We start from the raw sequence: 23927 nt of genomic DNA, 5'->3' as shown, positions 1-23927 counted from the left end.
TTGATGTGCATTTTCAATTTTCATGCTAACACAAAATAGATACCCTATCATAGTTTCATCTTTGTAATCTTGCTCTTACATTCGTAAATACGTACATACGTACTTTATTCAGGTTATACTAATGCCAGAGGTGATGTTCTGTGCATAATGAAGAGTTCACAGTAACAAATGAGTATTGGCAAGCAATTATTCATAATGACTCCACATATGATGACAAATTCTTTTACGCTGTAAAATCAACCAGTATTTTTTGCCGACCATCATGTAAATCGAGAATACCGAATAAAAACAATGTACGTATTTTTCTTAAGGCAGAGCAAGCATTACATGAAAATTTTCGTCCGTGTAAACGTTGTAAACCAAACGGGCTAACTTTACCTAATGAAGAATGGGTAGAGCAAATTAAAGAATATATCCAAAAACATTATTGTGACGTGCTAACCCTCGACTTGCTCGCAGAAATATGCCATGGTAGCCCTTATCATCTACAACGCACTTTCAAGAAAATTGTAGGGATTAGTCCAATAGAATATATACAGCAATTCAGAATTAAAAAAGCGACAGAATACCTTTCACATACAAATCAATCCATTATGGAAATTAGTACTGATGTCGGGATAGAAAATCCGGAGTATTTCGCGACTTTATTTAAAAAGAAGACAGGATTTACCCCTACTGAATATCGAAAAAAGAACGGAATAAAAGAGGTATGAAATAATGAAACCATATGAAAATAAAACTATATATTGGACATTGCTTATTCATAAACATTGGCGTATGCATATTGCAGCTACTTCAAATGGATTATGCTTCATCGGATCGCAAAATGAAACTTTTGAAGAACTAAATACGTGGGCTAGCAAAAAACTGCCACAACATACATTCATCCAAAATCCAGATTATCTGCAAACATATACAAAAGAACTTATCGAGTATTTGGAAACCAAACTAGAAACCTTTACAATTCCTATCGATGTTTACGGAACTGCATTTCAATTAGCTGTTTGGAATACGGTACGTGAAATTCCTTATGGGGAGACACATTCTTATTCAGAGATTGCGGAAAGAATTCAAAAACCTAACGCTGTACGTGCAGTTGGGACTGCCGTTGGGGCAAATCCTCTGCTTATCACTATTCCTTGTCACCGCGTTATTGGGAAAAATGGTAAACTTACCGGTTTTAGAGGTGGTTTAGAAATGAAAAAAGAATTGCTCAAATTAGAAGCGCTTCGGGAGGAGTAAATATGACAGAGGATTGTAATGAAATATTGTCTTTAGTCGTTCCAAAAGAATTTAGTTTTCAAGAAAACTTACGCTATCTATCGCGTTCTAAAAATGAATGTATGTTTCATATTGAAAACAATAAAATCTATAAAGTCATTCCTGTTCAAAACATAAATCCATTAGTTGAAATTGGTTTGAATGCCAATAGTAATATTCAAATACGTTTTTTAGGAGCATCATATGTCTCTGAAAAATGGGCACACGATGCCGTATCTAACTATGTAAAAGAGTGGTTTGATTTAACTACTGATTTAGCTCCCTTCTATAAATTAGCTAAACACGACCCACTCCTTCAAAAACCCATTAAAGAATTTTACGGTCTTCGTACTTTGGGAATTCCGGATTTATTTGAAGCACTATGCTGGGGGATTCTAGGTCAACAAATCAACCTCACATATGCCTATACTCTAAAAAGAAGATTAGTCGAAAATTTTGGCGATTATGTAGATTGGAACGGTAGAAAACATTGGATATTCCCATCACCTGAAGTAATAGCAAATTTAGATGTAGAAGATCTCGCAACATTAAAAATGACTACAAGAAAGTGCGAATACTTAATTGACGTCGCGCAGCTCATTACAGAAGGTAAATTATCAAAAGAATCTCTATTACAAATACAAGATGTGAAGCAAGCTGAAAAACAATTAACTAGCATTCGCGGTATAGGGCCATGGACAGCTCACTATGTTTTGATGCGTTGTTTACGATTCCCTTCAGCTTTTCCAATTGATGATGTTGGTTTTCATAATGCAATTAAATTTATAACAGGTTCCGAAAAGAAACCGACTAAAAATGAAATAAAAGAATTTGCATCAAATTGGACAAATTGGGAGTCTTACGCGACTTTTTATTTGTGGCGGGTGCTATATTAAAATTTCCTAATAAAAAATAGATAGGGAAACCTATCTATTTTTTCACATGTAAAAACTTCACACATACTGGCTCTGGAACATTTACGTCCGTCTGTACAAGCGTTAGCTCCCCTGTCATTTCATCCCTAGCAAATAAAGTCAAAGTATTAGATCTTTCATTCGCTGCAATTAAAAATTTTCCATCCGGATCTAAAGAAAAATCACGTGGCCAATCCCCTTCTGTCGATACTGTTTCAATAAAAGCGAGCTCTCCATTGTGCTCATTCACTCGGAAAACCGCGATACTATTATGTCCCCTATTTGCTGCGTAAACAAACTTGCCATCAGAAGAAATGTGAATTGCACTTCCGTAACTATCTTTTCTAAAATCTTCAGGTAATGTAGAAATGTATTGTTTTTCTTTAAAACTGCCACTCTTTGCATCATATTGAAGTACAATAATCTCTGAACTTAATTCTGTCATAACATATGCATACTGCACACTTGGATGAAATATAAGATGCCTTGGACCACTACCATGTTTTACAGATAACCGTGTAACTTCTATTAGTTCTCCATCACTTTCTTTATATGTAATCACCTTGTCTATTCCTAAATCAACTGCTACTACATATTTTTCATCAGGAGTAAAATCTATATAATGAGCATGTGCCTTTTCTTGCCTTTCCTTATTTGGTCCTGACCCTTTATGTTCTACAATTACCGTAGCAGCATTTAAACTTCCATTATCCTTTTTCACTAAATAGGACTCTACTGTTCCTTTATGATAATTAGCTGCTACTACTATACTATTCTCCCGATTCACACTTACATAGCACGGCGATGCCCCTTCTAAAACTTGCATGCTAATCGAATTTAGATTACCGGATTTATTATGAATAGAAAAACTAGCAATTCCACCTAACCCATTATCTTTCGCAACAGAATAAAGGTACTCGTTGTTATGACTAATCGTTACATATGTCGGACTTCCTATATGAGCTGCTAATTCAATCCCTTTAAGTTCTCCGATGTTCGTATCAAGTATAAATTTATAAATCCCCTTACTCTCTGCTTTGGTATATGTCCCTATATAACCATGAAACTGATTTTCACTCATAACATTTCCCCCTTTTACAAACGTCTTGTAACAAGTTTCACTTTGTATTTTTTACTATAGAAAAGAACCAAGTAGCACTTCATTACTACTTGGTTCTCTTTTTAAGCTTGTTCTTCAAATCGTCTTGCGATTTCTACAATTACTTGAACAGCTTTTTCCATAGTATCTACCGAAACATACTCAAATTTACCGTGATAGTTTTCACCACCAGTGAAAATATTTGGCGTTGGTAATCCCATATATGATAATTGCGATCCATCTGTTCCACCGCGAATTGGATGAATATTCGGTTCAATATTTAAACTTTTCATTGCCTCATATGCAATATCAACAATTTCTCTCACCGGTTCAATTTTTTCAAGCATGTTATAGTACTGATCATTCATCTCTAAAACTATTGCATCTTCGCCGTACTTCTCTTGCATGTTTTTCACAATATCTTTAATGTTATTTTTACGCGCTTCAAAATGATTACGATCAAAATCTCGAATAATATAGTAAGCTTTACTTTGCTCGACATCACCATTTAAAGAGAGTAAATGATAGAAACCTTCATACCCTTCAGTATATTCTGGCGCCTCTTCTACTGGCAACTGTCTATCGAATTCCATAGCGAGTTTACTTGCGTTACGCATTTTGTTTTTCGCTGTTCCAGGATGTGTATTTGTCCCTCTAAAAGTTAATTTGGCACTTGCAGCGTTAAAACTCTCATATTCTAAACCACCTAATGGACCTCCGTCCATCGTATAAGCAAACGATGCACCAAACGCTTCTACATCAAAATGCGATGGTCCACGGCCAATTTCTTCATCCGGTGTGAACGCTACTCTTATTTTCCCATGCTTAATTTGCGGATTATGTATTAAATAATTCATTGCGACCATGATTTCTGTAAGACCAGCTTTATCATCTGCTCCAAGAAGTGTTGTACCATCAGTTGTAATAATTGTATGTCCTTTATATGATGGTAATTCCGGGAACTGTTTAGGTGTTAACACAACATTTAATTCTTCATTTAACGTAATCGCATTACCATCAAAATTTTCATGAATTTGTGGTTTTACGTTTTTCCCTGTAAAATCTGTTGCTGTGTCTAAATGAGCTAAAAAGCCGATTACAGGAACATCCTTATCTGTATTAGCAGGCAGTGTTGCCATTACGTAACCTTTTTCATCCATCGTCACTTCTGATAACCCAATCTCTTTCAACTCTTCCACTAATAACTTACCAAACTCAATTTGCCCTGGTGTTGTAGGCACTGTATGACTTTCTTCATTTGATTGTGTATCAATCTTTACATATCTCGTAAATCTTTCAATAAGTTCTTGTTTCAAATTCGTTCACTCCTTTTATAGTTCTCTCTCTATTATAATCCTTATAACGAAATATTTTAACTTTTTTGACTGCGAAAATATATATCCATTTACATTTTTAATAAATCATAAAAAGACATAACATTTGTACATTTAAATTCAAACATGTAATATACATCATTATATATTGGGAGGTTTTAAAGATGAGGCTAACTCTCTTTCGCTATTTTCTTTTTTTCCTAGGATTAATTTTTTTTGGACTTGGAAATGCTCTCGCAGTCAAAGTTAAATTCCTCGGTTTACACCCTTGGGAAGTTTTAAATATGGCTCTCTACCAACGATTTGGGTGGACAATTGGCACTTGGAGTGTCATATGTGGATTATGTCTCGTTCTTATCTCTTTACTAGTAGATCGAAAATATATAAACGTGGGCACATTTTTAAATGCACTACTTATCGGTCCTATTATGGACTTTTTCTTACAATCAAAAATCCTTCCAAACGCTAGTGATTATTTATGGATAAACTTACTCATTTTATTTTCTGGTATTGCAATTACAGGAATTGGGGGCGGCATGTACGTTGCGGCTGGCATTGGTGCTGGACCCCGCGATGGATTCATGCTTACCATTTCTGACAAAACTGGGTTATCTATTAGCCGTGCTCGAATTATTGTAGAATGCTTTGTACTAGTCATTGGATTCATGCTAGGAGGTCCTGTTTTTATCGTAACTTTTCTATACACTTTTATTCAAAGTCCAATATTCCAGCATTCATTTAAGGTATTTCAAAAACTCTTACATACTTTAAATAACAAAAACAAAGAACGTATTAGTGAAAATATTTAAAACTCAACTTAATGCAAAAGAGTGTGTTTTAAAAGTAATTTTTAAAACACACTCCATATACCCCATTTCATTCTTCTCTCCATAATCTCTCTACATTCATTAATTGCTCTTCTTTAAATTCTAGCTTATATATATCCGGTTTGGATGTATTCATTAAAAATTCAAGTCCATATTGATTATCAAAATAGTTCATCATTAGTGTCATTACAAGCCCATGTGTACCAATTACAATTTTATGTCCTTGAAAATTCATTAATATTTCTTTTAACACTCTCACTACTCTTCGCTGACAATCCGCATATGACTCTCCATCTGTCAGTGCATATTCTGGATTAAAAAACATCTCCTTTACAAGTGGGTACACTTCCTTATCCGATATAATTTTATTTTCATTTGAAAACTTACACTCTTTAAGATTTTCATATACTAATATTTCTTTTTCATGGAGATTCGCTGACTCTTCTATCGTTAACATAGCCCTCTTATACGGACTTGAAATGAAAGTATTAATTCCCTCTGTTTCTAATATCTCAGTTATTCTTTGAGCATCTAAAATTCCCTTCTCAGTTAATCCACGTGTTCTTTCATTTCCTTCTAATTTTGGCGATTCACCATGCCTAACCATATAGATATATGTATTCATAATTCCTCCCTTTTCTATATCCCTCTTTAAAGACATGACTATCAACCCATAAGAATATACGTTCTTATTTCATATCTTTCCAGAACAAATTATCAAATGTTAATCTTCAGATAAATTCACAAAAAAGCTTCCCCTTGATTTTATCCCCTTCCAGGAAGCTTATATATATTTTCTTTTACACTATCAAAACTCGAAACGTCTTTCTCCTCTAGTTTCGCCACACCTCATTCTTCTATTTTCATCAATACAATTCTCCAACCATCCGGATCTTCTATCGTTATCCCCTTTTCTTTCCAATACGGATTTTCTGGTTCTACTTCACCATACCCCATTGTATGCAGCCTTTTACTCACTTTTTTCATTTCACTATCTTCTCGCATGTAAAATACAAGTAAGTTATCTTTTGTTGGAGCTGGACATGGGCTCCCATCTATATATCTTGTAAATTCTAAATGATATTCTTCATCTGGTAGTCCAAACATGACGCCATCGTAACCTTCATGACCGTAAAATTCACCTATACGCTTTAAACCTAATCCTTTTTCATAGAATGCTATAACCTCTTCAAACTTATCTGTTGGACGTGCTATTCGAAACTTCACCCAATTTTTCATGCTTTTCCTCCCATACTAAAAACGTAATGAATGACTATATTTTATTGTATATACTTAAAACATTTTTGAAATCCCTCATTAGTATGAAAATAGATACATACAAAGGTGTTACTTACTAGCCTATAACAATCAAAAACTCACCTAGAAAGAAAATCCCATCATTTTATATGCAAATTTGCATCTCCACTTGCAAAGCACTAAAAAACCTTTAAAATATACTGGATGACTAAATATACAATTCCCATCTAAAATCTTGATACACTAAAAATCATTAAATGCAGTGTTTTTTCATTTTCAAGAATTATTGCACTCTTGTTTTTTTCCTTATAAGCATGCTTTTTATAAGGAAATCTGATACAATCCTTAAGTAATATTATTATGTGTAGATATTACGAATATAGTACATACTTAAAGAAGGTGATCTTTTTGAAATTAAATAAAAATTTACAGCTATGTATATTAATCACAACATTAATATGCTATTCAATCTATTTTATGTTTTTCTTTCTGTTCCCTACTAATTTTTCAAATTTCAATGTACGCTTCGCTTCACTCATCGTTGAAGTCATTACATTTATATCGCTAATTTACTCTATATACTCTAAAAAAGTTAGTTCAAATCCTTTTTGGATATGTATTACAATTGCAATTGGTAGTTTCTTATTAGGAAAAGTAGTATATACGTATCAAGATACCTTTTTCGAACTTCCAATACATCATTTTACTATTTCTGATGTATTTTACATGTTTTTTCTATTCTTCTGCCTTATCGCTTTCTGCTATAAGATCTTAAAAGAATGCACTAAATGGGAAAGAGCTTTCTTTATTTGTGATATATGTATAGTACTTACTTCCATATTCACATTAGAATGGTATTTATTTAATCAGCCAAATTTAAATATATTCTCACTTTCACTCGGAGATATTTTCCTTTCATTTCTATATCCAATTGCAGATCTATTATTTCTTCTACTAGGTGTTAGTCTCTTTTTCCGCCCAACTATTTTTAAGTCCAAGCGGAAAATTTATATCTTTATTTTTGTATTGATTAGTTCTGCAACTTTTAACTATATTTATTTTTACTTAAATACCCATTTGTCAACTGACACTATAACATTTTTACGTCTTTTATATAGAATACCTATATTGCTTATCGCAATAGCTGGGTCTATTTCAGAAGATGATAATAGCCATAAAAATTATTTCATTGTAAACCCTATACTAGGAAAAAAAGTATTAGTCGTATTTCCCTATCTTGCTGTTGCAATACTAATCGGGTTTACATTAAAAGAACAAACATCGTCTTCAACTCTCATTACAGGAAATTGTATCGCTTTTGTTTTCGTACTTATTCGCCATTCTATTGTGCGTATGCAAAACGACACCCTAACAAAACGTTTACAAGTATTTAATGCTCAACTAGAAGAAAAAGTTACTTTAAGAACTTCTGATTTAGTCCATAAATCAGAGGCCCTATCTCAGAAACAACAAAAATTCAAATCATTATATGAATATCATCCTGATCCCATTTTTACGATTGATTTAAATGGAATATTCTTAAATGTAAATAAAGCAGGAAGCATACTACTTGGAGCACCAACGAACGAGTTACTTGGTGAGACATGTTTTTCTATTATTTTAGATGCAGATAAACATAAACTGATATCTGCATTAGAAAAAGTTAAACAACAAGAATCAGCATCCTTACAACTTAGTTCTCAATATAAAGATGGCTTTACTTATTTTTTATACGTTACCATCGTTCCTATTATGATAGATGGACAAATTTCTGGAAGCTATATTATGGTAAAGGATATTACCGCACTAAAAAAACAACAAGAAGAAATAAAATATTTAGCATTCCACGATACTGTAACGAAAATTGGGAACCGATCCTTTTTCCATAGGAAGTTAAGAAAATTTATAAAAAATGCTCAAACAACACAAAGTGAGTTTGCATTATTATATTTAGATTTAGATCGCTTTAAAGTAATTAACGATACACTTGGACATTCGTCAGGTGATTACATATTAGAAGAAGTAGCAAAACGTTTCCAATCATGTCTTCCATCACATACTCATCTGTCAAGAATCGGTGGTGATGAGTTTACAATCTTAATTGAAAACTATACTGACGAAGATTCCTTATTCGAGTTATGTAACCAATTATTTGAAAGCATGGAAAAGCCGTTTGTCATACATGAGCATAAATTAACTTTATCACTGAGTATCGGTATCTCCATTTATCCACATTCCGGAATCGATACCGCTACACTTCTGAAAAACGCTAATGTTGCAATGTATGATGCAAAGGCAAAAGAGCTTAACTCTGTCTCTATTTATGACGATGTAATCGCTAAAAAAATCGAAAGACGATTACGATTAGAAAAAGATTTACCAAACGCAATACAAAATGAAGAATTGTTCCTTTTGTATCAACCTCAAGTTGATAGTGAATCTAATAAAATTATCGGTGCAGAAGCTTTAATCAGGTGGAATCATCCTGAATTAGGTGTTATTTCTCCATACGAGTTTATTCCGATTGCAGAAGAAACACTACAAATTATTCCAATAGGAAAATGGACATTACAGCAGGCTTGTGAGCAAATGAAACGTTGGCACGCACTCGGATATTCGCATTTAAAAATAGGGGTAAATTTATCTGCTAAAGAATTTGAACAAGAAGGCTTTGTAAAATCTATTTCTTCTACTTTAGCAACTACAGGCTTACCAGCAAGTTCCCTTGATCTAGAATTAACAGAACGAATTGCAATGATGGATGAGAGAGAAACATTGATAAAACTGCGTACACTAAAAAGTTTAGGGATTCACATTTCAATCGACGACTTTGGTACAGGCTATTCTTCCCTAGCCTACTTACCTTTATATCCAATCGATACGTTAAAAATCCCAAGAGAATTTATTACAATGTCTGAAACGTGTGAAGATGGAATGGAAATCATTAAAACAATCATCACATTAGCAAATACATTAGGAATGTCTGTCATTGCTGAAGGCGTAGAAACGAAAGAACACGTAAATTTCCTTCAAAAAAATAAATGTCAGTTTATTCAAGGTTACTATTACAGTAAACCTATTTATGCCAATGCATTTACTAAGCTGTTAGAAAACGGTATTCGTCCATAGTAAATCAAAATGCATATAACTCTATACTGAATGTAATCGTTATAGGTAATAATGAATTTGAACAACTATAGTAAAAAGGAAAGAAAATAATTTCTTTCCTTTTTTTATTATTTAACTACTTCATTTATTAAATCTATTAATTGATGAATTCCCTCCTCATTTGTTTTCTTAAATCCATTCATGTTTTGAATATATCTCTCCTTATTTACATACAACTTATTTACCACATCTGTAAATGTACTGGTGCTTATTCTATCTTGAAGTAATACTTCCGCATACCCTTGCCTAGAAAAATAGTCAGCATTTAAAACTTGATCCCCTCTACTGGAACCATTAGTTAACGGAATAAGCAACATCGGTTTCTTCAAAAATAACAATTCAGAAATAGCAGTAGAACCCGCTCTGGAAACTACAACACTTGCCATATTCAGTATATGTGGCAACTCTTCTCCTATATATTCAAATTGCATATAACCTTCCATTCCGATAGAAGGATCCACCTTCCCTTTACCACACATATGAACAATATTAAAACTTAATAATAATGTATCTAAACTTTTCCTTACCATATCATTTATCCACTTAGCACCTTGACTCCCACCCATTATTAACAATACTGGCTTATCTTGCTGAAATTCACAATACCTTCTTCCTCGTAATACGTTACCTCTCTCAATTTCTTCCCTTACAATTGGTCCTACATAAACCTTTTTCTCATTACTTACATTCTTCCCTGTATGAGGAAATGTTGTGCATAGTTTTGTAGCAAAAGGTAATGCTATTTTATTTGCAAGTCCTAACGTGCTATCTGGTTCACGTATTACGATAGGTACACTATTTAACCATGCCCCTACAACTACAGGAACTGAAACAAATCCTCCTGCAGAAAAGATAACGTCAGGCTTTATTTTCTTAATTAATTTATAACTTTGTAAGCAGCCTTTTATAATTTTAAAAGGATCTTTAAAGTTCTCCCAATCCCAATATCTCCGGAGCTTCCCCGTTGAAATACTATTGTACTTAACATTTTGAACTAATAATTTTTCAATTCCATTTTGAGATCCAATATACTCAACTCCCCATCCTTTTTCTATAAATTTAGGAATCAATACCATATTAATCATTACGTGTCCGGCTGTACCGCCCCCAGTAAAGAGAATCGTTTTATTCATAGCTTATATCCCACCTTTATCATTAAAAGTCTAGCTTTATAGTAATCTTTCAAATGTACATTAACTTACTATGATTTATATAAATCTTTAACTCCAGACCTATGTCTTGCAAAAGATCTTTGATGAGTTCATAAAAATCATTTCCATACTCACTACATTCATACTGAGTAAAGACTTGGATTACAGGCCTAGTTCCTGTATATATTGTTTTGGGGTTTCGATTAACCTTTTCCACATATGCTCGACATGTATTTATCGCCTCATAGATGCGCAAAACGTGTTCTTCTTCATCTTTCCAATCCAGCGTATCAACAATCGAAAGCGATAGCATATTTTGATTATTTATAGTCTCATAACAATTCATATATTTCTTACATCCTTTTATATTTTTCATTAAATGCAGATGTCACTACACTTCGCATACTCAAGTACATCTTTTAATGATTGCTGAAATGGGATTTCTGGAACCCAACCTAACTTTTTTATATCCTCTAATACTAAACTTTCATTTGAGCCGCTCTCACTATTCTCTGTTTCTTTTATAGTAAAATTCAACTGTGTTAATCCTTTATATTGTTCCAATACATCTAATAAAGAGCGTTTTACTCCTGATCCAATATTATATTGTTTTCCATTTATACCATCACGTAATAACACATGATACGCTTTAACTGCATCACGTACATCTAGAAAGTCTCTACTATCTTTCAAACTGTTTACTTCAATAATCGCTTTACTTCTACCCGATTCTATATCTATCATTTTTTTTGCGAGAATTGAACAAACACCATTCGATACTCCTGGACCAATTAAATTTGAGGGCTTTGCAATGATAATATTTGAATCCATTAATCCGCCCCAAGCCTCCGCAATAATGACTTGCATAGTTTTACTTAAACTATATGGATTTGAAACTTTTATGTTTTTCATACTATCTGCTTGCAATGCAGATCCTATAACTAATGTTTTACAATGCGAGGCTTCCTGCTTAATGGCTTCTAATAAATATAAAGTCCCTATTACGTTAATCTCTATATATTCCAGAGAAGCTGTCCAAGACTCATTAACTGAGTTTCTTCCTGCTAAATGCAATACATAGTCTGGTTTTATTTGTTTAATTACCTTCATTACTTCACTCTTATTTGTTAAATCACAAGTAATACCATTTTCGATTTTTTCTCTATGTGAACGATTTTGAAACATAGGAATTACATGAAAGCCCTGCTCTAAAAAATATTGGCAAGCATGACGTCCTGTGAAGCCATTTGCACCAGTTATTAAAAGGCACGCATTTCTTTTCATCGTAAAAACCCTCCTTTTTCTAACATTTGTTTCACCTCATGTTTTGTAAGTAAGTCTTGTTGAGAACTAAAACTCTTCACATCCACAAGCGGATAACTAGCATAATATTCTTGAAGTCCTTCTATAGGAATAGTCGGTAGTACCACAAAATAATTTTGATCAAAACTAATACTTGTTTTACTCTCTACCTCAGATAAAAGCATTTCACTTAATTTTTCACCAGGTCTTATCCCTACCTCTTTTATCTTCACGTTTTCTTTTTTTGAATCTTCAATCAATATTCTTGCTAAATCCGTTATTTTACATGCTGGCATTTTCATAACAAAGATTTCTCCTCCTCTTCCTTCAGATGCTGCTTTAAATAACAATCCAACAGCATCTTCAATGGTTAAGAAAAATCTAGTCATATTTGCATCGGTAATCCCTACTTTTGAAGATTGCTTAATTTGCTTTTTAAAAAGCGGTACCACACTTCCACTCGTTCCTAGAACATTTCCGCCACGAACACAAATGAATTTTGTTTTCTTCGTTTGCACATTCGCATGAACCATTAATTTTTCACCAATTGCTTTTGTCATCCCATACGTATTTGATGGATCCGCCGCTTTATCAGTTGAAACATATATAACTTTCTCAACTTGATTCTGGATAGATGCTTCAATTACATTTTGCGTACCATGTATATTTGTTTTTATAGCTTCATAAGGATAATATTCACATACTGGAACATGCTTTAAAGCTGCAAGATGAAATACATAATGTACACCTTGGCAAGCATATACTAGTTGCTCTTTATCACGAATATCTCCAATAATAAATTTCAATCTCTCTTCATTTATAAACTGTTGCTGCATTTCAAACTGAACCGTTTCATTCCTTGAAAAAACTCTAATTTCTTTCGGTGATTTTTCTAATAGTTGTTTTATAAGTTCGTGTCCCCACGAACCTGTACCACCAGTAATTAAAATTATTTTATTAAGCATTCCTTTTCCTCCTACCATACATTTCAATTCAAATTGTATTTATTAAGGTTATTGAATTATTTTCAATTGATTCAAATCATAATCGTCGTTTGTTACATTTAATTGACAAAATAAAAAAACAGAAACTATTTTTTAATAGTTTCTGTTTTTCATTTCACTTCTTAGCAATTAGATTTTCTTTATACTGTTTGAATGATAACTATATTACTGGTTTAAAAAACACCGCTCATTTATTTCTTATACTCGTAATAAAATAAAGTGAAACTTTAATTAGTGGGGATTTTGTCCATCCCCCACTGATTATTAGTTGAATCAATCGGGCTTTTACGAGCAGCCCCACCCTCACCTAACTTCTTTGCTTTAGCCGACTTTTGAGATGGGAGTCTTACTGCTCGTTAATAGCGAGATAAATGGAATGATTCATAACCAATACCACATTTAAACTCATAGAAAAGGGAGGTAATGGAATGTACCAAAGCAATTCAAACAATACATCTAAAGAATTCTCAAAAGCACTCCCTCTCTCCCTATTCGACGTGAAAAACGAGTTACAACAAAAAAGCGATCTCATCTCTTCTGTTACCATATATAAATTAACGAAAGAAGAGCAACTTATCATCGATAAAATTAAAGCTCAGACAAAAGAACTAAATAAAAATAACGTCACAAGAACACGTGCATACTACCAATTTTACATTCAATATCCAGAAATACATTGGGCACTACTTGGGCATATCGTATCACGTAACGGTGGCTGGAATATGACAGATTTAAAGGGAGATTTATATACGAGGCTTTTATCCGAGAAAGATCAAATTACATTTTTCTCTTTTTTAGAAAGAGGAAATTGGCTCATTTTCCAAGATGTATATCCTCAATTTTTACTATATGAGCAAAGTGTAAAAAAATCAAAAAAGCTATTTCACCTTCTCACTCACTTAAATGTTTCTACATTTATGGAAACAATGTGGAACCATTTTTGGAAAACAGGTAACAAAAAAACATTAGCGATCGCAACTATTGTTAATGAACAAAACTACTTAGAAAAAAGAGTTATTCAAAATGCACACTTTAAAAAGACTGTATTAAATAGTATTGGATTTAAACTCTTTGATTTTTTTCAGTTTAATCATATCCTTTTCCCATTTTACGAAAATGATAAAAAGCAAAAAGTATTACTATTTGGTGATACAATGAAACATTTCACTTCTTTGCATGAACGAATTTCACTTGGAAAACGGTTGTATTCATTGTTATTTCGGGATACACATATTTTATCTCAAATAATAAACTGGGTCCATCACCATCCACATACAGGCTCAAGAAAAGATTACTGGCCTCATTTATTTTCTAGTGTAAATGAATCTTTTTCGCGTGAGTTTTATAAACGCCGAATAAAGAAATGCCAGCTACGTAGTGACGCGTATCGTATATACAGCCCTGCACTCATCTATGCATGGCGGGATATGAAACATGAAGAAGTTGAAAATGAAGATTGGTTTAACGATTGGCAAGTTGTAAATTATTTAGTTGATAAGGAGGAAAATATAAATGGACAAATTACAGAAGACTACTGCAAAACACTCGAAAAAATTGAACTCGCAATTCTCGCAAAGAAAAATGTCCTCCTTCGAGAAGAAGAATGATTTTTTAGCATTATTAGTTACAGTCTTACTTTCTTCTATTATTGGAACTTGCTTAGATGCTTTCTTTGTGCATACACAAATATATTCCTTTCCAGTTAGACCTTTCTCATCTATATTTTCAGTTAACATAGGCTTTACGTTGTTTGTGCTACCAATTTTAACAATCATTTTCATACAAATTTCAAAAACATTATCTGCAGTTTCTAGAACTCTATTTATTATTTTAATAGGGCTTTGTGCTAGTATTTTTGAACAAGTTGCTGAGAGGTTAGGTTTATTTGTACATAACGGGAATTGGCATCATACTTATTCTTTATTTGGATATATCATTTTCTTTTCTCTTATTTGGAAATTATATACTTGGATGCAAAAATAAAGAGACCGTTATAATAACGGTCTCTCCTTAAGCATAATCTTCAGTTACTGCTACTGAACGACTTTGAAGGCTTTTTGATCGCAAACGATATGCAACTACTTTCTTCTTATATTGCTTTACTACATCAACGTGTTCCTCGTAGCTATATATAGAAAATCTAATCTCTCTTTTTCCTTTCTTCGTCTCCATGACTATCGGTGTACCATTCCCTTGCGGCGGAAAATAATGTTTATCTAAAAATAAAGCCTCGTTAAATTCATGAATAACTTGAAGTTTCATTTCTCCTTCTATACTTTCCCCATCTACCGTTACAGTAGTATTTTCCTCATCAAGTTTTTGGTGTAACTCAAATCTACTAATAATTGATTCTACAACAGAAGTTGGCATACTAGAAACTAGTACTTTAAGAGCACCAAAAATAATTAGTGTAACTATAAACCATGTTGTCATTTTAATCATCTCCATTACGCTCTAAAATGAGTAGTGTTATGCTCCTTATTACGATTCATTAATTTTCAAAATAAAAATTTCACTCCATAAGGTACTAATATACTAATAAGTATCCCTGTTACAATCATCGTTACCGAACCGATAGTTGCCTCTTTCTCTCCTTCTTTCACTAGACGGCTCACACCAATAATATGTGATGCACAGCCCATCCCCACTCCTTTTCCAATCGTACTTGTTATTCGGAAAAACTTAAGTACTGTCGGTCCGATAATAGCACCTGTTATTCCTGCAACAACTACAAAACTAGAAGTCATAGATGGAATCCCACCAATTTGATCCGCTAATGAAATGGCAATAGGCATTGTCGCTAATTGTGGTAAAGTTGTTAATATAAGTTCCTTATCTATATTTAAAATTCCACCAATCACTATATTCATACTCGTTAAAGCCACTATACCTATCACTACGCCGATTAGTATCGCTAAAAAGTTTTTCATAAGTATCTTTCGCTCTTTAAATAGAGGTATGGCTAACGCTACAATTGCAGGACTCAAAAAACCTGAAAGAATGTCTCCCCCATTTTCCTTATACTCATGATGAGAAATACCAAATATCAAAAATAAGCAAATCATAATTGCTGTAACTGTTAATACCGGTAACGTAAATGGAAACGTAAATTTTTTATATAACTTTGTCGCCAATAAATAAATTACTACAGTAATAATAATTAAGACCATTTGAATCGTGCACCTTGTCGATTTTATTTTTTTGATGTTACTAATAATTGACTTACATACCCTGAAACAATCAATGTTACTACCGTACTTGCAATTACTAAAAGGAATATAACACTCCCCTTACTTAAAAGAAAAGATCCATATTCCATTAATCCTGTTGTGGAAGGAATTAGAAATAACGGTAAAAATACTATTAACTTTTCTGCCCCTACCTCAAACCACTTTAATGGAAAAATACGAGTAGAAAGGAGTAGAAACAATATTAACATCCCTATTAAACTTCCTGGCATCGACAGATGGAATACTCCTTGAATCCACGTACCAGCTAAGCTAAACACATATAGCACGCCTACTTGAAGTAAAAGCGTCACGTACTTCATTTCTTTCCCTCATTTCCATATTACGCTTCGCTATTATGAAATCTCATTTAATGTTTCCGCAAACCTTGTAACTCCAAGCTGAATTTGTTCTACATTCGCTCTGCCAAAAGTAAATCGGATATATTCACTTTTCGAACCTAGGACGCTTCCTGGGACAAATGCTACACCATTTTGTATAGATTCACCTAGTAAATGATATTCATCAAACGTTCCTTGCACTTTGCACCATAAATGTATTCCGCCCTCAGGAACAAAAAATTCAATCTGATCCCCTAATATTTCTTCAAGCTTTCTAATTAACTCATCTCTTCTTTGTTTCAGTTGTCCACGGAGCATCGTAATATGCGTATGAAAATCCTCAGATTCTAAAAATTGGTTCGCTACCCACTGTGTAAATACACTATGACCGAAATCAACTTGCTGCTTCGCATCTGCCAATCTCTCAATTACGCGCGTGGGGCCAATTACCCAACCAATACGTAATCCTGATGCAACAATTTTTGATAATGAGCTCACATAAAGAACATTCCCATTTTGATCCATTGATTTCAATGTTGGATTCACTTCTCCATTAAAAGAAGTCAAACTATACGGATCATCTTCTACAATCGGTATACCAAATTCAGAAGATAGTTCTAAAACCTTTTTACGTCTTGCCAATGAAAGTACCGTTCCAGTTGGATTTTGATAATCCGGATTTAAAAACACCATACGAATGCGATGCTTTTTGTGCAAATCGATTAAGTCATCTGGATTCATACCATGCTGATCAACTGGTAAACGGAATATTTTTAAACCTGCTGATTTAAACATCGGAAGTGAATAACAATAGGAGGGATCCTCAATTGCAATCGCATCTCCAGGCTTTAACAAACATTGAACGATAAGATTAAGTGCTTGCTGAGCTCCAGATGTAATAAGAATAGAGCTTGAATCTGCTTCTATTTGTTTATATTGCTCGACATGTGCCGCAATGGTTTTTCGCAACATTTCATTTCCAAGCGGATGGTCATAACCGAGATTTCCCATAAATGTTTTCTCCGACAAAATTGTTCGAAATCTATCACTCGGAATTAAATCTGATGACAATTCACCACTCGCTAAATTGATTAAATCATCTTTTTGTGTTTCCGTTCGAATTTGTTGAACAAGTGGTACATTAGGTAAGAACGATCCATCCTCAACGTACCTACCCCAGTTCGGTATTCGTTTATGTGACACACCCCATATATCTGTATTCACGCGGGTGCCACTTCCTTTTTGCCGGTCTACTACCCCAAGTGATTTTAATTCCTCATAAGCAGCTACGACCGTACTCCGGTTCACTTGTAACTTCTGTGCTAGCATACGCTCGGAAGGTAATTTTCTATCAGAAGGGAATTCACCGGTAGAAATGCCTCTTTCAATGTAATCAGCAATTTGTTTATAAACTGGTATCTTATCTTCACGATTCGGTTGCCATTCCATTTAGTTCCCTCCTCTCCAAGCTGGTGTCCTGAACTCATTAATAACAGTATTCACTGCAAAAATGGTATTAATCAAGCGCATGATTTAAAAATGCCTCTACCGTCACATTAAAGCTAGTAGGCTGTTCTAAATAAGGCAAGTGCCCACTATTTTTCAACTCAACGAAAGTCACGTTTCTCAAGTGTTTTTCAAATTCTCTCACATACTTTTCCGGAACAAAATAATCATTCTCTCCTCGTATTATTAATGCAGGACATGCAATGTTAGAGAGGTATGGTCTTTGATCGTAATCAACTAATTCAGCGAATAGCCTTTGAATATGCGTCGGATGAATCGTTTGTAGGGATTGATGAAATCCTCGGACAATTGCATCATTATCTTCTACTCCCATTGCTCTCAATAACGTATCAGCCCAAGTTTTCCCTTTATCCTGCAACCTAAGTAAATCATATACTTCAAGTCGTTCTTTACGATCTGCTGGTTCTAAATAGGGAAATGCATTTACAACAATTAAGCTAGAAACAAAACGTGGATATTGAATAGCAAAATCGATACCCACTCTAGCTCCTTTTGAAAGACCACAAATTGTTACTGATTTTAGCTTTAAATGATTACATAACTCATATAAAACATTTGAATATTCTTTAAAACTAATTTCCATCCCTTCGGATTTCCCATGCCCAGGTAAATCGAGTGAGATTACGGTCCATTTCTTATTGAAGTACTTTCTTTGATATAACCAATTATTCGAATTTCCTCCAAGACCGTGTAAAAACAATATGACAAGCCCCGATCCTTCTATATTGTAGAAAACCTTTCGATTCTTATATTCAAAATACATATTCATCACCTTCAGATGTAGCATCACATGTTCTTATCTTTAAATGGATATATCCAAAACGGCTCTCTCTCTAACCACTCAACTGTTTCTGGAACACCATCTTCATACTCTCTTTTCAGTTCCGTTACCTTAGTCACAAATTGTGATGCATGTGCTTGCAATGCCTCGAGCTTTTTTGGAACATATTCTTTTACTTCATTTTTAAAACTTGGAGGTCCTATTTCTGCTTCATGATTATTTGAAAAAGCTACAGCATAAAAGGCCGGTCGTTTACTTTCCGAAATATTAGCTAAGGCCTCTACTACTGCTTCCCCTGTTGCATCGTGATCTGGATGAACTGCATACCCAGGATAGAAAGAAATAACTACAGAAGGATTCAATTCTTCAATACAGTTTTGAATCAGACTTCTTAATTTTCCAGGCTCTTCAAATTCAAGAGTTTTATCACGATATCCTATCATACGTAAATCTTCAATCCCTAAAATATTTGTAGCTCGCTTTAGTTCTTTCTCTCTAATAGCATATAAAGACTCACGTGTTGCAAAAGGTGGATTCCCCATTGCTCTACCCATTTCACCAAGTGTTAAGCAAACATAAGTAAGAGGGACTTTCTGCTCAGTATAAGCCAAAATTGTGCCAGCCACGCAATAAGACTCATCATCTGGATGTGGGAAAACAACTAAAACGTGGCGTTCATTTTCCATCAATATATTAACTCCTTTATCATATACACATTCTATAAAATAACGACCGCATACCAAGTAACTCCTACGAGAAGCACTAAAAGAAGAATGATATAAATAGCAGATAAGTTTTTTACATTCCTCTTTGTAGACTTACCGTAATTCTCCTCCACATTTCGTGCGACTAGCACGGTCCCAAACAGTGATACAACTACAATAATAACAACTAGTGAAATCGCAAAACTCATTGTCTTTTCACCTCTCTAAGGCAAGTCTATTTAAACAAAGAAGATACATATAAAATGTCCCTCTTAAGGTATCAATAAAATACTACCTTTCTTCTCTTATCATAATAGAAGTTTGCGAAAAACGGACCAACCACTTTTAGGTTTTTTTGCTCATCCACTTTAAAATAAAAAACAACTGATTTCCTAGAATCAGTTGCTTTTTTACGAGGCTAATTATATTCATTTTCACTTAAAATTAATCCGATTTAAAAGTTTGGCCTTTTCATAATGAAACATCGATTGAGATAACTCAAAAATGGTTCCATTTACAAGATGAACTGTATTTTCAATAAGAAGTGCCGGATCACCTTCATTTAGTTCTAAAAGCTGTGCATTTTCTTTATTTATTTTTTCACAACTAATAACTTTATCGGCAAAGCCAATATTTAATCGTAAATCCTCAATGAAATAACTATATACAGAACTTAATGCTATTTCTTCATTCAAATAAGGAATGATATCTTTTTTGAAATAACTTACTTCAATAGAGAATGGTTTCCCATCTACAATTCTTACGCGCTTCAAGAAATATAACCTAGTTCCAATCTCGCATTGCATCCGTTCTACTATCTCTTCATTTGCCTCTATTACTTCAATCTCTAGCACTTTCGTTTCAATATTTTGTGAAACGAGATTTTTCGTTAATCCACGTAAACTTCCTAAATTAATGTAATCTGTTACAGAAGTTTCACGTAAAAACATACCACTACCTTGCACTTGAAAAATATAACCTCTATTCACAAGTTGACTAATTACTTTACGTATCGTATTACGGCTTACTTCAAATCGATTCATCAACGCTTCTTCTGTAGGTAATTTTTTCGTTTCATTAAAAAGCCCATCTCGAATATTTTGCTCTAACACATCTGCAATTTGTTTATACTTTGCACTCATACATTTTCTCCTAAAATACTCTTTTATCTATTATAACTCTTCTCCTCTCGTTTCGATCACATGTTTATACCAATGAAACGAAAGTTTCTTCTTACGTTTTAAGTTATCATTATGATCGACAAAAATAAAGCCATATTGCTTTTTATATCCATTTAACCAACTTAACAAATCAATAACTGACCATGCATAATAACCTTTTAAATTAATTCCCTCTTGAATTGCACGCTTCATTACTTTTAAATGCTCTTCAATAAATTTAATTCGCGGAACATCTACAATTTCTCCGTCAATGATTGGATCTTCATCACCAAGTCCATTTTCCGTTACATACATCTTTATGTCACCGTAACGAGCTTTCAACATATGCAATCCATCTAAGAAACCTTCGGGAGATATTTCCCAACCCCATTTGGTATATGTTTTATCATCCATTTTTACTGTTCGATAAAAACCATCAAAAGAAGGATTACCTGGAGCAAGTGTTGAGTTTTCTCGAGAATGCTCCTCGCTCTTTATATCCATATCATATCTTTCTACTCGTATTGGCTGATAATAATTCAAGCCGATAAAATCATTTTTTTCGGCATTTTGTTTAATGATTTCTAATTCTTCAACCGTCCAATTAGGAGTCCACCCATTTTCCTTTAATTGTTGTACAACATAAGACGGATACTCACCTTTTAAAACTGGATCGTAGTACCAATACGTTTCATATTCATTCGCATGATTTGCTGCTAGTATATTTTCTTTTTGATCATCCACACTATAAGCAGGTAAGAAAACATGTGTAATCCCTATCTCCCCATACTGTTTCAGCTGCTTGTACACCGCAACTGTTTTCGCATGCGCATAAAATACATAATGAGTCGCTTGAAAATACTTCGGAACATCATTTTGTATTCCTGGTGGATGTGCACCTTTTAAATAGCCTAATCCACAAAACATTACTGTTTCATTAAAAGTAATCCAATGTTTCACTCTATCACCAAATGCCTTAAAGCAAATTTCTGCATACTTTACAAAAGCCTCTGCTGTTCGTTTATTCGTCCACCCACCATCTTTTTCTAACGGTAATGGTAGATCCCAATGATATAAAGTGGCAAACGGTACAATCCCGTACTTTAAACATTCATCAATTAAATTGTTATAAAATTCAATTCCTTTTTCATTTACCTCTCCATCTCCAGTCGGCAATATTCTCGCCCAAGAAATCGAAAAACGATACGATTCCAATCCCATCTCAGCCATTAAACGAACATCTTCCTTATATCGATGATAATGATCAACCGCTACATCACCATTTGTTCCATCGTATGTTTTGCCAGGAATTTTTGAAAACTCATCCCAATTCGTAACACCTTTTCCATCCTCATTCCATGCACCTTCTACTTGATAAGAAGCTGAAGCAGCTCCGAATAAAAAATCATGTGGAAACTTCATAATATATACCTCCGTTTCATTACAATAAATCAAATTCATTACTACATATAAAATTTATAGGTACAAATTTTATATGTAGTAATTATAGCTTAAGTTTCGATTTTTTTCTATCATGAACGTACGATATGTAAAGCTATATTTGATGTTAATTTTTAGAAAACAAAAAAGAAGCGATGTATTTCATCGCTTCTTACTATGACAATCTTTACTCTTTTACAAGTGACTTATTCGCTCTTATAACTTCTTCATAAAGTATTGGGGACCATTTTTCATTTATATAATCTTGAATTACCCAGCCCACTCTCGTAGGATTCTTTTGCTTCATATAGTTTGCAATTTCAGGATTTATGTAGGACGCATAATAATATGGACTATTCCATGCTGTACCACCAGAAGACAAGCTTGTAAAATTAATATATAGATGATTACAATCTTCACTGTTGTTAATCGTTTCATTTATCGTATCTTTAATAGATTTTACTTTCTCATCATAACTCACTTTATATTTATCTTGTACTGTTACATTTACATTTTGATTTACAGTTGTCGTAAACGTCTCATTATCTGGCCAATAAAAATTATTATATCCTCCAGATTCATTACTACCACTGTATCTTTTTAGTAGCACAATTTTTCCTCGAGCATCTCCAAGTCTTATATTCCCTTCTGTTTTTAAAAAGATAGGATCAGGAAAATATTTTTTTTCAAACGTACTACTAAATGAATCTTCTGCCCCTTTCATATCCTCATACTCTTTTTTTAAAGACATAATAATCGTTTCACTTGGATTATCTTTTAAAAATTGTTTCGCTTCATTTATAAATTCATGCAATGTTACATAAAGATATAATGGCCCATGATGAAGAACTATCGTATTATCATCTGTTAAACGCCCTCTAATATCAAAAATTCTAGCTCCGTGATCCATTTGGTAACGAAAATTATATTCTTGCGTCATTCCCCATACTTGCTTTATCGGATTTTGCAACTTGAACGTTCCACTATCATGTGTTCCTGGAATTGAAATTCGTGCTAACGGTACGTTATCGGGTATAGGTTGCATCCATTTTGACCAGTTTTCAAGCCCATTACCAGCGCTAGCAGCAACTGCTTGCTTATCATTGAAAGCAAATACAAATGTGCTAAGTATAGTACTACATATGAATAATTTCAAAATAAACTTCTTATTACTCATTTTTATTCCTCTCTTTTTCTGTTTTATATCACACTTATTGAATATAACATAAGCTACTTAATAAATAACATTTCATAAATATGGAATATTGCATATAAGTAAAATTTAAAAACATCCACATATTCTCATCTCAATGCATTAAAAAAATTTAATATCCCTTTTCACTAGATAAATTATAGTAAGCAACAACTCGAACTTCAATGGGCTTTCATATGCAATATTTCATATTTGGGTCCTACATGATATAAATAAAA

General features: G+C 33.4%; 25 protein-coding genes. 7 read left to right on the top strand and 18 right to left on the bottom strand.

Annotated elements, in window-relative coordinates:
• The first annotated feature begins 140 nt into the window (after window positions 1-140).
• From AC1DS7_RS23065 to AC1DS7_RS23055, 3 genes are read left to right on the top strand one after another with little or no spacing between them, the layout of a single operon-like run.
• Window positions 141-713, top strand: coding sequence for a bifunctional transcriptional activator/DNA repair enzyme AdaA (locus tag AC1DS7_RS23065; protein ID WP_215588432.1), 573 nt, complete (start codon window positions 141-143; stop codon window positions 711-713).
• 4 nt (window positions 714-717) lie between these two features.
• Complete coding sequence (locus tag AC1DS7_RS23060) at window positions 718-1242, top strand: methylated-DNA--[protein]-cysteine S-methyltransferase (protein WP_002014654.1); 525 nt, start codon at window positions 718-720, stop codon at window positions 1240-1242.
• Window positions 1243-1244: 2 nt separating this feature from the next.
• Window positions 1245-2156 (top strand): DNA-3-methyladenine glycosylase 2, encoded by a 912-nt coding sequence (locus tag AC1DS7_RS23055; protein WP_215588433.1) that lies wholly within the window; start codon window positions 1245-1247, stop codon window positions 2154-2156.
• A gap of 34 nt (window positions 2157-2190) precedes the next feature.
• On the opposite strand, the gene AC1DS7_RS23050 is transcribed toward AC1DS7_RS23055, so the two are convergent.
• Together AC1DS7_RS23050 and pepT are read right to left on the bottom strand one after the other, a co-directional pair.
• Complete coding sequence (locus tag AC1DS7_RS23050; protein WP_016100790.1) at window positions 2191-3255, bottom strand: lactonase family protein; 1065 nt, start codon at window positions 3253-3255, stop codon at window positions 2191-2193.
• Window positions 3256-3356: 101 nt separating this feature from the next.
• Complete coding sequence (pepT, locus tag AC1DS7_RS23045) at window positions 3357-4589, bottom strand: peptidase T (RefSeq protein WP_016100789.1); 1233 nt, start codon at window positions 4587-4589, stop codon at window positions 3357-3359.
• 182 nt (window positions 4590-4771) lie between these two features.
• On the opposite strand from pepT, the gene AC1DS7_RS23040 reads away from it, so the two are divergent.
• Entirely contained in the window at window positions 4772-5416 is a 645-nt protein-coding gene (locus AC1DS7_RS23040) for a YczE/YyaS/YitT family protein (RefSeq protein WP_002014649.1), read from the top strand.
• A gap of 67 nt (window positions 5417-5483) precedes the next feature.
• Here the strand turns inward: AC1DS7_RS23040 and AC1DS7_RS23035 are convergent, their stop codons facing one another.
• Entirely contained in the window at window positions 5484-6059 is a 576-nt protein-coding gene (locus tag AC1DS7_RS23035) for a histidine phosphatase family protein (RefSeq protein ID WP_016100788.1), read from the bottom strand.
• A 224-nt stretch (window positions 6060-6283) separates the two neighbouring features.
• On the bottom strand, window positions 6284-6673 hold the full coding sequence (locus tag AC1DS7_RS23030) for a VOC family protein (protein WP_002014647.1): 390 nt from the start codon (window positions 6671-6673) through the stop codon (window positions 6284-6286).
• 426 nt (window positions 6674-7099) lie between these two features.
• On the opposite strand from AC1DS7_RS23030, the gene AC1DS7_RS23025 reads away from it, so the two are divergent.
• On the top strand, window positions 7100-9820 hold the full coding sequence (locus AC1DS7_RS23025; protein WP_016100787.1) for a putative bifunctional diguanylate cyclase/phosphodiesterase: 2721 nt from the start codon (window positions 7100-7102) through the stop codon (window positions 9818-9820).
• 107 nt (window positions 9821-9927) lie between these two features.
• On the opposite strand, the gene AC1DS7_RS23020 is transcribed toward AC1DS7_RS23025, so the two are convergent.
• From AC1DS7_RS23020 to AC1DS7_RS23005, 4 genes are read right to left on the bottom strand one after another with little or no spacing between them, the layout of a single operon-like run.
• Window positions 9928-10992: an undecaprenyldiphospho-muramoylpentapeptide beta-N-acetylglucosaminyltransferase gene (locus AC1DS7_RS23020; RefSeq protein WP_002128671.1), complete on the bottom strand. Its 1065-nt coding sequence runs from the start codon at window positions 10990-10992 to the stop codon at window positions 9928-9930.
• Between the two features lie 49 nt (window positions 10993-11041).
• Window positions 11042-11386 (bottom strand): DUF6572 domain-containing protein, encoded by a 345-nt coding sequence (locus AC1DS7_RS23015; protein ID WP_170935245.1) that lies wholly within the window; start codon window positions 11384-11386, stop codon window positions 11042-11044.
• Complete coding sequence (locus AC1DS7_RS23010; RefSeq protein WP_016100785.1) at window positions 11386-12294, bottom strand: SDR family oxidoreductase; 909 nt, start codon at window positions 12292-12294, stop codon at window positions 11386-11388. The genes AC1DS7_RS23015 and AC1DS7_RS23010 overlap by 1 nt, the downstream gene beginning before the upstream one ends.
• Window positions 12291-13277, bottom strand: coding sequence for a UDP-N-acetylglucosamine 4,6-dehydratase family protein (locus AC1DS7_RS23005; protein WP_002142824.1), 987 nt, complete (start codon window positions 13275-13277; stop codon window positions 12291-12293). Before AC1DS7_RS23005 ends, AC1DS7_RS23010 begins: the two co-directional genes overlap by 4 nt.
• 467 nt (window positions 13278-13744) lie before the next feature.
• Between AC1DS7_RS23005 and AC1DS7_RS23000 the strand changes: the two genes are divergently transcribed.
• Window positions 13745-14923 (top strand): DUF2515 domain-containing protein, encoded by a 1179-nt coding sequence (locus AC1DS7_RS23000; RefSeq protein ID WP_016100784.1) that lies wholly within the window; start codon window positions 13745-13747, stop codon window positions 14921-14923.
• On the top strand, window positions 14898-15299 hold the full coding sequence (locus tag AC1DS7_RS22995; protein WP_016100783.1) for a CBO0543 family protein: 402 nt from the start codon (window positions 14898-14900) through the stop codon (window positions 15297-15299). Before AC1DS7_RS23000 ends, AC1DS7_RS22995 begins: the two co-directional genes overlap by 26 nt.
• Window positions 15300-15326: 27 nt before the next feature.
• Here AC1DS7_RS22995 and AC1DS7_RS22990 read toward each other — a convergent pair whose 3' ends face one another.
• The 10 genes from AC1DS7_RS22990 to AC1DS7_RS22945 all read right to left on the bottom strand — a co-directional run bounded on the left by AC1DS7_RS22990 (window position 15327) and on the right by AC1DS7_RS22945 (window position 23673).
• A complete protein-coding gene (locus AC1DS7_RS22990) occupies window positions 15327-15749 on the bottom strand; it encodes a YfmQ family protein (protein ID WP_016100782.1) in 423 nt (140 codons plus the stop codon).
• A gap of 65 nt (window positions 15750-15814) precedes the next feature.
• On the bottom strand, window positions 15815-16486 hold the full coding sequence (locus tag AC1DS7_RS22985; RefSeq protein ID WP_016100781.1) for an LrgB family protein: 672 nt from the start codon (window positions 16484-16486) through the stop codon (window positions 15815-15817).
• A gap of 23 nt (window positions 16487-16509) precedes the next feature.
• Window positions 16510-16866: a CidA/LrgA family holin-like protein gene (locus AC1DS7_RS22980; protein WP_002190466.1), complete on the bottom strand. Its 357-nt coding sequence runs from the start codon at window positions 16864-16866 to the stop codon at window positions 16510-16512.
• A 33-nt stretch (window positions 16867-16899) separates the two neighbouring features.
• Window positions 16900-18333 (bottom strand): MocR-like pyridoxine biosynthesis transcription factor PdxR, encoded by a 1434-nt coding sequence (pdxR, locus tag AC1DS7_RS22975; RefSeq protein WP_002066710.1) that lies wholly within the window; start codon window positions 18331-18333, stop codon window positions 16900-16902.
• 67 nt (window positions 18334-18400) lie between these two features.
• Window positions 18401-19198 (bottom strand): alpha/beta fold hydrolase, encoded by a 798-nt coding sequence (locus AC1DS7_RS22970; protein WP_215588434.1) that lies wholly within the window; start codon window positions 19196-19198, stop codon window positions 18401-18403.
• Window positions 19198-19878, bottom strand: a complete 681-nt coding sequence (gene bshB2 / locus AC1DS7_RS22965; protein ID WP_476999234.1) for a bacillithiol biosynthesis deacetylase BshB2 — start codon at window positions 19876-19878, stop codon at window positions 19198-19200. Before bshB2 ends, AC1DS7_RS22970 begins: the two co-directional genes overlap by 1 nt.
• Window positions 19879-19910: 32 nt before the next feature.
• A complete protein-coding gene (locus AC1DS7_RS22960; RefSeq protein WP_002066705.1) occupies window positions 19911-20105 on the bottom strand; it encodes a hypothetical protein in 195 nt (64 codons plus the stop codon).
• 225 nt (window positions 20106-20330) lie between these two features.
• Window positions 20331-21038 carry a GntR family transcriptional regulator gene (locus AC1DS7_RS22955; RefSeq protein ID WP_016100778.1) on the bottom strand — a complete coding sequence of 236 codons (708 nt, stop codon included), beginning with the start codon at window positions 21036-21038 and terminating at the stop codon, window positions 20331-20333.
• A gap of 30 nt (window positions 21039-21068) precedes the next feature.
• Window positions 21069-22478, bottom strand: a complete 1410-nt coding sequence (locus AC1DS7_RS22950) for a glycoside hydrolase family 1 protein (protein WP_002014623.1) — start codon at window positions 22476-22478, stop codon at window positions 21069-21071.
• 205 nt (window positions 22479-22683) lie between these two features.
• Window positions 22684-23673 carry a phosphatidylinositol-specific phospholipase C gene (locus AC1DS7_RS22945; protein WP_002128693.1) on the bottom strand — a complete coding sequence of 330 codons (990 nt, stop codon included), beginning with the start codon at window positions 23671-23673 and terminating at the stop codon, window positions 22684-22686.
• Window positions 23674-23927: the final 254 nt, after the last annotated feature.

It is taken from the genome of Bacillus sp. P4_E1 (assembly GCF_056401715.1).
The sequence above is the reverse complement of the archived record's forward strand: the minus strand, read 5'-3'. Positions and strand labels throughout refer to the sequence as shown.